The sequence below is a fragment of the Streptomyces sp. NPDC002133 genome, assembly GCF_040296405.1.
In the GTDB taxonomy this organism is placed as follows: domain Bacteria; phylum Actinomycetota; class Actinomycetes; order Streptomycetales; family Streptomycetaceae; genus Streptomyces.
Genome location: NZ_JBEOXF010000116.1, coordinates 1 through 9,149 on the forward strand (window position 1 = coordinate 1; position 9,149 = coordinate 9,149).

Below are 9,149 nucleotides of genomic sequence, written 5' to 3' on the forward strand. Positions count from 1 at the left end.
CGGCGCAGGCGATCCCCTTGCCGCCCACCTGCTCGCCTCCCACCACGCCGCCGTCGGCCACAGCCCCTGCGTCGGATCTTGGGGGTGTCGTCGTCTGTTGATAGCGTGCCGCTTTTCGGCCGGATCGATCATGAAGGGACGGAGCCGTGCAGGAAGTGGCGCGCCACGAGGTGAGCGAGGAGCGCATAGCCCAAGCGCTCGACGATGTCGAAGGGCGGGCTTTCAGCCGGTGGCACAGCATGCGCTACGACACCTTCTCTCTCAGGATGCTGCGGGAGATGGGCGACGAGCTGCTCGACCACGTCGCCGCGCGCACTCTGGAGGACCCCGCGCTCGACGAGCAGTCGCGCACCGTGCTGAGGACGACGGCGGAGTGCTCGCTGGGCGTGATCAGCCTCGGCTGCTGGCCCAACGGCGACCAGGAAATTCCCTTTCCGCTCGTCGGCGAGCAGCTGACGAGCGAGGAGCTCGCCTTCCACGACGTCGTCGACGAGGCGCCCACGGCCCGGACGTGGCTCGACACGTTCGCGGCCGCCGTGGTCAGCGGCCTGGTGTGGGACTGGCAGCGAGTCACGGGACTGCTGCTGCGCGGCGACCTCGCGGCCGCGATCCGCGACGGCGTGCCGTACTCGAAGCTGACGTCGACGTCGGAGCCGGCCGATCTGGCCGCGATGGAGGCGCTGTGTCTCTACCTGACCGAGGCGAGCGGGCACCTGCCCCGCGACTGGCCGACCGTGCCCCTGCGCAAGCCGGACGCCCAGGAGCGCGCCGAGGCGGCCGGGCGGCTGGACGCGGCCAGCTCCCTGACGCCGGATCAGCGGCTGTTGCGCGTCCTGCTCGACGACGATCGGAGCGCCTTTGAGCAGGCCCTTGTGGCCCGGCTCGTTGAGCACCGTGAGAGCGTCGGCGCGGACCCCGTCCCGCGGACGCTGCTGCCGCTCGACACCCTCGCTTTGGCAGCCCTCGCGGTCCAGGTGCACGGGTGGGAGCTGGAGGTCCGCTCCGGCTACCTGCCGCACGGCATTCTGGGCCGAACGGATGCGCTTCAGTGCGCCGCGGACGCGGGCGAGAACAACCTCGGGTACTGGCAGGCCAAGTAGTGGCATCCAGGGCCCGTCGGGGTCTACGGCACTGTCCGTGGGGCTGCTGACACTCCGGAGCGGGTGCGCAAGGCGTGTCAGCGGGATCGTCGCAACGGCACGGCACCGAAGCCTGCCACCGGGGCCTACTCGCCCGGCAAATGGGTGACGTGGCAGCACCCGGAGACCGGGCGGACGCTTTCCGGCGTCGTGTCGAAGTGGCTGCCTGGTGAGCGGACCGATGCGGCCTGCCGGACGGTGATCCCGTCGGACGGCAGTGGGCCAGATCTACCCGAGCCAACATGAAAGGAGCATCATGATTACCCCCCACGCCTCGCAGTCCTATTGAGGGGGAGTCATGTTCAGTTCGGCACCGGCGCCTCCCCCACGTGGTCGACGGGACCGGCCACCGATTCCGGAGCAGCTCTTTTTAGCTCCGCCTGTCCTACCCAAGCAGGGGAAGCCCAAGCAGGGGAAGGGGAGGAAGCCCAAGCAGAAGAACCCGGAGTCCCCCGGGCGTCGGTCCGCGTCCGCGTGGGACGTACCTGAGTCGATGAAGCCGAAGCTGGCCACGCAGAGGCGTGTTGTCCCAGGGAGCGGCGTGCGCGTCGTGTCCGGCGGCCTTCCCGGGCTGGGCAAGCGCCGCTAATTCCTCTTCCCAGAGGGGGTCGAGCCGCCCGACCGTCGCCGGCCACTGCCTGGCTGCGCTGGGGACCGCCCTGTCCGCCGCTGCGCGCCGCCCTCGACCGCACCGAGCTCCCCGCCGGACGGTGATCCCGTCGGACGGCAGTGAGCCGGTGGTGATGGTGCTGGCGCCCGAGGCGAAGCCGGCGGTGGGCCCGTGGAGCGTCGTCTACGGGCCACAGGTGTGCAGCCCGGTCCAACCCGGTGTGGAGCAGCTCGAACTGGCCTGAGCGCCAGAAGGGGGCCCCGCGAGGGGCCCCTGTGGTCCCCCGCCCCTGCCGCCCGCGAAGCCCCGGCAGGGGGCCCGGGCCGGCTTCCGGCCGGCCCCGTGTCTGAAGGTTGTCGCTCGGTGGTGCGCCCTACGCCCTGCGTCCGGCTCCCGGGGTCGGGTTTGGTGCCATGGCGGTGATCCTCTACGTGGTCGTCGACGCGCCGCCCGGAGGCGAACGCGACCGGAGGGCCGCCGACGCGCTCTGCGACTCGGTCGGATTCATCGAGGTCGACGGGCTGAATTCCTGCGTCTCGTCACGTACGGAGTGAGCGGTGTTCTGTGTCATGGGGTGGGTGGCAGACATCGGGCATCTCATTTCTGCTGCTCGCCGTGTGGGGGTTGTCGGGCGAGGAATTCCGTGAACGCCGCTGCCTGCTTTGGGTGCATGTATCCCTGGCGTCCGTTGCGTGCCCACTCCTCCAGCCAGTCAAGGTCGTCCGCAGACCGCAGCTCGGCCACGACCAGTCGGTCCCGGGTGAACGTCATACGCACTCCGTCGGCATGCACGTACCGAACGTATGGGCCCTGCTGCTCCGGTCCTGGCGGGCTCTGTTGCTCCGGTCCCGGCGGGCTCTGCTGTGCTGCATCTGGAAGGGGCAGCAGGTGGCCGTAGCCCCGCTGTGCCCAGTGCTCCAGTTCGGCCAGCTCGGCTGCCGGGAGGAGCACGCTCGTCAGCTCGCCGTCCGCGGTGATGCTCACGCGCTCGCCGGTTTCCTCTACCAGGGCGGCCAGGCGCCCGAAGTCATCGACGGCGTCTGTCAGTTCAATGCTGTTCATACGCCCTGACGCTACCGACCGCCCCGCCGCTTCCCCTCGAGCGATCGCGGCGGATTCGTGCACAGCGCCCACGCCGTCAGCGTTTTGCCCGCCGGCCCGACTGGTCGGGCAAGTCATCCGGGTAGCGCGGGGAGCACACGCCCCGCGACGGATCATCGCCGTAGGTGCACCGTCGGTCGCTTACCCGGTTGTGGGCCCGGTGCTGGGCCGTGGTGGTGGGGTTCAGGTGGTGAGTTCCGTCTGGCGGGCTGGTGTGGGGTGGGGGTTGTGGCGGGTGTAGTACTCGGTGGCGAGGATCTGTTTCCGGGTGGCCGGCGGAAGGCCGGCGAGCAGGCCGGGTACGGCTCCTCGTTGGACCTCGGTGTGGTGGGCCAGTACGGCGGCGATTTTTTGTTCGAGCCAGGGGGTGACGTCGAGGGTGGCGGCGATGTGTTCGTCCGGGACGCTGTGCATGGTGGGCTTGCCCGGTCGGGTGAGGTGCTCGGCGAGCTGTGGCACGGCTGAGTGGGGGTGTGTGGCCAGGTAGAGGGCGCTTGGCTGCCAGGGGTCGCCGGTTTGCGGGTAGAGCTGGTCGAGTCCGGCTGCCTGGACGGCGAGCATGGTGACCCGGTGGGTGTGCACGTGATCGGGGTGGCCGGTCAGTCCGCCGTAGGCGTCGTGTGTGACCACGATCTGGGGGCGGAACTCGCGGATGTGTGCGACCAGCCGTCCCACCGTCTCCTCGAGCGGTGCGTCGCAGAACCGCATCCTGCCCGGGGCCGACTGCGGTGCGCCCGCGTCGGCGTAGCCGAGCATGCGTGGCTTGCCGGCACCGAGGATCTGGAGCGCATCGGCCAGTTCCGCACCGCGCGGTGTGTCCTCGGCCCAGGTTGCCGTGACCACGGCGGTGCGGGCGCCTGCAGCTGCGTGCCGGGCGAGCGCTCCGCCCGACCACAAGGACTCGTCGTCGGGGTGAGCGAAGACCGCGAGCAGGCTCGGCACAGGCATGGGCGGGTCACCTTCCAATGCAGGAAGACCGGATCATAGGCCAGTTGGGCAGCCCGCCGGGGTGCCGGTGTTGACGGCGCCCGCCGCCCGGGCAGCACCGCTTCCGAGGCGCCGGCAGGCGCCGACCACAGCTGCCTCTGCCCGCCTGCCCGTACTGGCCCGCTGCGCGACCGCCCCTGTCGACCGACCCGCCGCACCTGGGAAGCGAGGGCCCCGTCAGGGGCCCGGAACAGCCACTCGCGCAGCCCCGTCGGGGGCTGCTCCCACAGCCGGCCAACGGCCGGCCCCGTGCCGCGCACGCCCCCTGCTGGTCTCGTCGTCGGCACTGCGCCTGCCGCGCTGCTCCGTGTCCCCACCGCGGCCTCGAGGGTTCCGGGCCCGCGCCCGTACCCACCCGGGCCCCGGCAGGGGCCCGGTCTTCACGGCCTTTGCTGCTCCCGGCAGGGAGCAGCCCCTGCCTGCCAACGGCAGGCAGGGGATCACTCCCGGTCCGCACCTTTGGTGTCCTGGGCCCCGGCAGGGGCCCGGCTGCGCCATCCCTGCTGCTCCCGTCAGGGGGCAGCCCCCGCGCCGGCCAACGGCCGGCCCCGTGCCTGCCTCGCCATCCGCGGACGGGTCAAGCGGTAAATGCCACCCCAGCATTCCGGCACCCCGAAGTTCGCCATTTCGTCGGTGAGTCGTGTGAGGTGCGGGGTGCCTGGGCGGCTGTCTTCTTGTGGATGGGGCGGAATTCGCTGGTGGCCGGGTGCGGGTGTTGTTCCTCTTCGTCTGTGGGGGGTGTTTCTTCGGCTTCCCAGGCTTCGATCTCGGCGTCGGTCCAGCCCCATGGCGGGAGCCGGGCTTCTTCCTCGCGCAGCTGTTGGTCGTACCAGTCTTCTTCCTCTTCCGGGGCGATGCCGCAGAGTGTGCGGATCTCTCTGGCGCGCTCTTGGCGTTCGAGGGCGGCCTGGAGTTCGGGGTCGGTGTCGGCGCAGAGGTAGGCGGTGGGCGGGCGGGGCGGCGGGGGAACGTGCGGGTCGAGGCGGTCACGGGCAGCGGTCAGTGCCGTGGTGGCCTGTTCGGTGGCGTGGCAGGCGGTGAGGAACGCTGCGAGGAGCCGGGCGGTGGGCAGCCGTTGTGCGCGCAGCACCAGGGTCAGTGTGCTTCTGGGCAGGTCGTCGGCGCCTTTCTTCTCCAGGGTGCGCAGGGAGGGTGATCCGGCCTCCTGGCGGACTCGGCGCATCGCCGCGGCCAGTCCTCTCAGGCTGGCGATCCGCCCGGGTACGTAGGGCTTGAGGCCGGCACGGGCGGCGGCGACCTGGGCCGCCTCGGCGCCGTACTGTGCCGCGCGTAACAGCCGGAGGGCCTCGCGCGGGTCGGCACCGGCGGCTCGCGCGAAGGCCTCGACGACCTTCTGGGTGGGCATGCGGCCGTCCACCGCCCGTCGCAGCGTCGATGGGTCGTAGTGGCACCGGCGCGCGAGGCCCTCGTAGGTGCGGTCGCCTTTGTGCCTCAGCAACCAGTTGATGAGCTGCTGCAGTTCCGGCTCGAGGCGCCTGCCGGGCGCCGGGCGGCGGGTCATCCCTGGCCTCCGGTGCAGCGTCCGAGCAGGCAGGCGGCGGGCAGCCGGATCAGCAGGGCGCCGGCGGCCGCGCACAGGGCGACCAGGACGGCCGGCAGGGGGCGCTGGGCTACCGCGAGCACGGTGACGGCGCCGACGAGAGCGATCACGACGGCCGCCTCGGCGGGGGCCAGCCGCCCGTGCTGCCCCGTGCCGTCGGCGGTGTGCTCCGGAACAGGGGTGTGGGCGCGGGCGCGCTGGGGGCCGGGGAGCGGCTCGGGGGCAGGCGGATGGAACATGATGGGCCTCCGGGAGGGGAATTGGCGCTGAAAGCGGGCGGCGGAGGCGCATCGGCTCCGGCCCGCGGCGCGGTGTGGGGCCCGCTGCCGTGATGCCCCGATGGTGGCAGCGAGCCCACCCGGGAATCCAGCGCGACCGCCAGGCACCGCAAACTGACGTCCCTTTTCCGAGTACGCGTCATAGCAGGTCACACCTTGGTCTGGGCAAAATCCGGTCACATCTATCGGCTGCTGGCTGCCCTCGCGCGGCGGTCCGGGTTAGGTCCGTCCGTCGGACTCCGGCCCACTTGTCGGCCCCCACCGCCGGGCGCCGCAGTCCTCCTGCTGCGCCGTCCCCCAGTCATGCCGCCCTTCGTATGGCCCGGGCCCCGCGTGGTGCTGCTCCCGGCCTGCCCGGGTCCCGTCAGGGCCCCGGCCCTGTCTCTCCCGCTGCTCCCGGCAGGGAGCAGCCGCTGCCTGCCAGCGGCAGGCAGGGGATCACTCCCGGTCCGTACCTTTGGTGTCCCGGGCCCCGGCAGGGGCCCGGCCGCGCCACTCCTGCTGCTCCCGTCAGGGAGCAGTCCCCGCGCCGGCCAACGGCCGGCCCCGTGCGTGCTGCTGTGGTGTCGCTCCGGCCTGGGCGCAGGGTCGGCCGGGCCGGAGCCCCGTTGCGGCCGGGCGTAGTCCCGTTGGGGTGCTGCGCTCGTTCTTTCCCTGGGGGTGTGGCGTTGTGCTGGGTACTGGGTGGGGTGGGGCGCAGCACCCTGCTCTTTCACTCGCCGGGGCGGGGCGTGGCGCGGTCCGTGCCGCCGGGTGGGGCGCGCGGTGCGCTGCGCTTTCCCGCGCGCGCAGTGGTCCGGGTCCGCTGCGCTTCCCTCGGACCACGCACGCGTGCCCGGTTGTCCGCTTCGCGGCCCCCGGTCCGTGCGCTACGCGCTCTCACGCGCTGCGGGATCCGGCAGTCGGTCGCCCAGGACGCTCCGCGCCCTGCTCCCTCGCTCCGCGCTGCCGTCTCCCTTGCCTCTGTCGCTCCGCGTCAGAGGTGCGGCGGCACGGCCCGCACCGTGCCCCGCCCCGGCGAGTGAAACCCTTTGTGGCCTGCGGGGTTTGCTCTTCGGGGGTGCTGTTTCCACTGGACGCGTGTGACTGATGAAGGGTATAGTTGTCTTGTTGGTTGGCGGTGGCAGTCGGCCAGCGAAACCGAGAACACCCACTCTCAGAGGAGTTCACGTGTCCATTGAGCCCGCGTACTTCATCGACGTGGCCGGGGTCGATGACCAGTTCATCAAGGGTCTGCTGACCAGCTGCGCGACTGTGTTCGACATCAAGCACGCTATGGCGGTGCTGCTTTCGGGAAGCACCCAGCCTTCCGACGGTGGCACCATCGAGCCGGGCGCGGTGATCCGTGGTCAGGTTGTGGTCGGTGAGGGTGCTGTCATCGAGAGCGGCGCGATCGTCGACGGCCCCGCCTACATCGGCCCCGGCACGGTCATCGCCACGGGCGCACGCATTCGCGATCACTCCATCATCGGGCCGAACTCGCACATCGGGTTCGGGGCGGAGATCACCCGTTCTCTGCTCGTGTCTGACGTCCGGATGAAGCACGCCGGGTTCATCGGCGACTCGGTGATCGGCCGTCACGTCAACGTTGGCGCGTTCGTCTGCACCACGGGTCTGCGCATCGACGGTGGCCGGGTCACGGAGCCTGCCACGAAGGAGATCAGCGTCTTCGTCGGCGGTGGGCGCGTCGGCACAGGGCAGACCAAGTTCGGTGCGGTCATCGCCGACAACCTCGCGGTCCCCGCAGGGACGGTCTTCCAGCCCGGCACGCTGATCGGCCCCGGCACCATCCTGTACCCGCGCGGGCAGATCGGCGGGTTCTTCCCCGCTGGCAGCCACGTCCGCTGACATGAGCGGGCCGTGCCCTGGGCGCTGCGGACACCGGGCGCCCGGGGCACGGGCCGCATGGCCGTACCCACCTCGATGGAAGGAACAACGCCATGCCCCGCCCCACCACGTGGCTGCCCCGCCACGAGTACATCCAGCAAGTCCCCAAGGCGATCGTCTACGCCTCGATGTTCTTCACTGACACCGAGGACCGGCCTCTGTGCCTGCGCTCCCCGAATAGGGGGGAAGTGTGGCAGCTTCCCGGCGGCGTCATGGACGCAGGAGAGACACCGTGGGAGACCGCCGTACGCGAGACCCGCGAGGAGACCGGCATCGTCCTCACCGGCGCCCGGCCGCTGCTGCTCACCCACTTCGCGACCATTGACAAGGCATGGACGGTGCCCCGGATCGGGTTCATCTTCGACGGTGGCACCCTCACCCCCAACCAGCTGGGCGCCATTGCGCTGGACGCGGATGAGCACGATGGATGGGACGTGCGCACCCTGGCCGACTGGGAGGCGGAGATGATCCCGGCCAACTACGCCCGCCTGGCAGCTGCTTACACCGCCCGTCACCATCCCCGTGACGGCTACGTCGAAACTCACGACGTGGGCGCCACCACCCCTACTTCCTGAAGGGTGGGGTATAAGGGCGGTGTCCGCCGGAGCACTTCTGATGGGCACCGCCCTCGCAATTGAATTGGCAATCTGAAAGTGCGCCAGAAAGGGCCCCGTAAGGGGCTCTTTTCTTTTTCTCGCCCCTTTCTTGTCCCCTTTCCCTGGTCTCGGTTTTCGTGTTTCTGGTGGGGTTTGGTTTTCATCCGAGCATGTGTGACGTGTCGTCAGATTCAGAGCTTCCGGCGCGCCGTCAGGTTCGGTGTCGCGGGAATTCTTGGCTCCCTCGATCGTGTGCCTGTGCGTGAATTCTGGCGTCGCGTTTTTCGGCCGTCAGGCGGTGTCTGAATTCCTGCGCCGGCGGTTTATCGCCCGTGAATTGTTCGAGCATCCTGATTGTGTGTCAGCGCGGGCCCGTCAGGGCTCCGCGCCTCGCCCCTCGCGTACCCCTCCCGTACTCCCCGCGCACCGCGCGGGGAGTGCTCCGGTTCCCTGTACCCGGTACTGCTGTACGGGTACTGTCACCCACCACCACACCCCCTCGGCCCCGACAGGGGCCCGCTACGCCGTCCGATACCCTGTCACCCTGCCTACCAGGCAGGGGATGCCAGGCGTGAGCCCAGACTCTAGCCACGTCTCCACTTTGAAACACCCCCCGAGCCTCGGGCCCCGACAGGGGCCCCCACTCCCGGCCCCCGCGTGTCCGCCACCGGCGGACACCCCGTCACATGCACCCCCACATAACACTCCATCAATTCCCGCAACGCGGGAATCCAAGAAAGCCTGAAAGGCTTTCAAAAACCCACAACCAGAATTGCCGAAAGGCAATTAAACCCCGCTCACAATAAACCCCGAAGGGGTTTATCCCAAACCGCCTCGAATTCGCCGACAGGCGAATTCCTGCGGAATTCCGCCGAAAGGCGGAATTCAATAGGGGCATTTATGCCCCAGGGTGAGAGCAGCCAGCGGGTGAGCCGCACGCCCTCCATGTGCTTGTCCGCCGTGATGTCCGCGATCCGGCCCACCGCGTGC

The 9,149-nt window shown here is 70.2% G+C and carries 10 protein-coding genes; 5 read left to right on the top strand and 5 right to left on the bottom strand.

The genetic code is table 11. The features are described 5' to 3' along the window. Window positions 1–146 precede the first annotated feature (146 nt). From ABT078_RS41860 to ABT078_RS41870, 3 genes are all read left to right on the top strand, one after another. Window positions 147–1,100 carry an immunity 49 family protein gene (locus ABT078_RS41860; protein ID WP_351237618.1) on the top strand — a complete coding sequence of 318 codons (954 nt, stop codon included), beginning with the start codon at window positions 147–149 and terminating at the stop codon, window positions 1,098–1,100. A 749-nt stretch (window positions 1,101–1,849) separates the two neighbouring features. Further along, a complete protein-coding gene (locus ABT078_RS41865) occupies window positions 1,850–1,993 on the top strand; it encodes a hypothetical protein (protein WP_351237620.1) in 144 nt (47 codons plus the stop codon). 169 nt (window positions 1,994–2,162) lie between these two features. Next, window positions 2,163–2,303: a hypothetical protein gene (locus ABT078_RS41870; protein ID WP_351237622.1), complete on the top strand. Its 141-nt coding sequence runs from the start codon at window positions 2,163–2,165 to the stop codon at window positions 2,301–2,303. A gap of 43 nt (window positions 2,304–2,346) precedes the next feature. On the opposite strand, the gene ABT078_RS41875 is transcribed toward ABT078_RS41870, so the two are convergent. The 4 genes from ABT078_RS41875 to ABT078_RS41890 all read right to left on the bottom strand — a co-directional run bounded on the left by ABT078_RS41875 (window position 2,347) and on the right by ABT078_RS41890 (window position 5,637). Beyond that, a complete protein-coding gene (locus ABT078_RS41875; protein ID WP_351237624.1) occupies window positions 2,347–2,811 on the bottom strand; it encodes a type II toxin-antitoxin system Phd/YefM family antitoxin in 465 nt (154 codons plus the stop codon). Between the two features lie 222 nt (window positions 2,812–3,033). Next, window positions 3,034–3,798 (bottom strand): PIG-L family deacetylase, encoded by a 765-nt coding sequence (locus ABT078_RS41880; protein WP_351237626.1) that lies wholly within the window; start codon window positions 3,796–3,798, stop codon window positions 3,034–3,036. A 616-nt stretch (window positions 3,799–4,414) separates the two neighbouring features. Further along, window positions 4,415–5,359, bottom strand: coding sequence for a helix-turn-helix domain-containing protein (locus ABT078_RS41885; protein ID WP_351237628.1), 945 nt, complete (start codon window positions 5,357–5,359; stop codon window positions 4,415–4,417). Further along, window positions 5,356–5,637, bottom strand: a complete 282-nt coding sequence (locus tag ABT078_RS41890) for a hypothetical protein (RefSeq protein ID WP_351237630.1) — start codon at window positions 5,635–5,637, stop codon at window positions 5,356–5,358. The genes ABT078_RS41885 and ABT078_RS41890 overlap by 4 nt, the downstream gene beginning before the upstream one ends. Window positions 5,638–6,846: 1,209 nt before the next feature. Between ABT078_RS41890 and ABT078_RS41895 the strand changes: the two genes are divergently transcribed. Together ABT078_RS41895 and ABT078_RS41900 are read left to right on the top strand one after the other, a co-directional pair. Next, window positions 6,847–7,524: an LbetaH domain-containing protein gene (locus ABT078_RS41895; protein WP_351237632.1), complete on the top strand. Its 678-nt coding sequence runs from the start codon at window positions 6,847–6,849 to the stop codon at window positions 7,522–7,524. A gap of 92 nt (window positions 7,525–7,616) precedes the next feature. Continuing rightward, entirely contained in the window at window positions 7,617–8,138 is a 522-nt protein-coding gene (locus ABT078_RS41900; RefSeq protein WP_351237634.1) for an NUDIX domain-containing protein, read from the top strand. Between the two features lie 818 nt (window positions 8,139–8,956). Here the strand turns inward: ABT078_RS41900 and ABT078_RS41905 are convergent. Next, on the bottom strand, window positions 8,957–9,149 hold a 193-nt coding region (locus ABT078_RS41905; RefSeq protein WP_351237636.1), incomplete at its 5' end, for a hypothetical protein.

What these genes read in the sequence shown, in the direction of transcription:
- ABT078_RS41890 (WP_351237630.1), bottom strand. Translation starts at nt 5,637, where the DNA reads ATGTTCCATCCGCCTGCCCCCGAGCCGCTCCCCGGCCCCCAGCGCGCC.
- ABT078_RS41875 (WP_351237624.1), bottom strand. Translation starts at nt 2,811, where the DNA reads ATGAACAGCATTGAACTGACAGACGCCGTCGATGACTTCGGGCGCCTG.
- ABT078_RS41870 (WP_351237622.1), top strand. Translation starts at nt 2,163, where the DNA reads ATGGCGGTGATCCTCTACGTGGTCGTCGACGCGCCGCCCGGAGGCGAA.
- ABT078_RS41880 (WP_351237626.1), bottom strand. Translation starts at nt 3,798, where the DNA reads ATGCCTGTGCCGAGCCTGCTCGCGGTCTTCGCTCACCCCGACGACGAG.
- ABT078_RS41885 (WP_351237628.1), bottom strand. Translation starts at nt 5,359, where the DNA reads ATGACCCGCCGCCCGGCGCCCGGCAGGCGCCTCGAGCCGGAACTGCAG.
- ABT078_RS41900 (WP_351237634.1), top strand. Translation starts at nt 7,617, where the DNA reads ATGCCCCGCCCCACCACGTGGCTGCCCCGCCACGAGTACATCCAGCAA.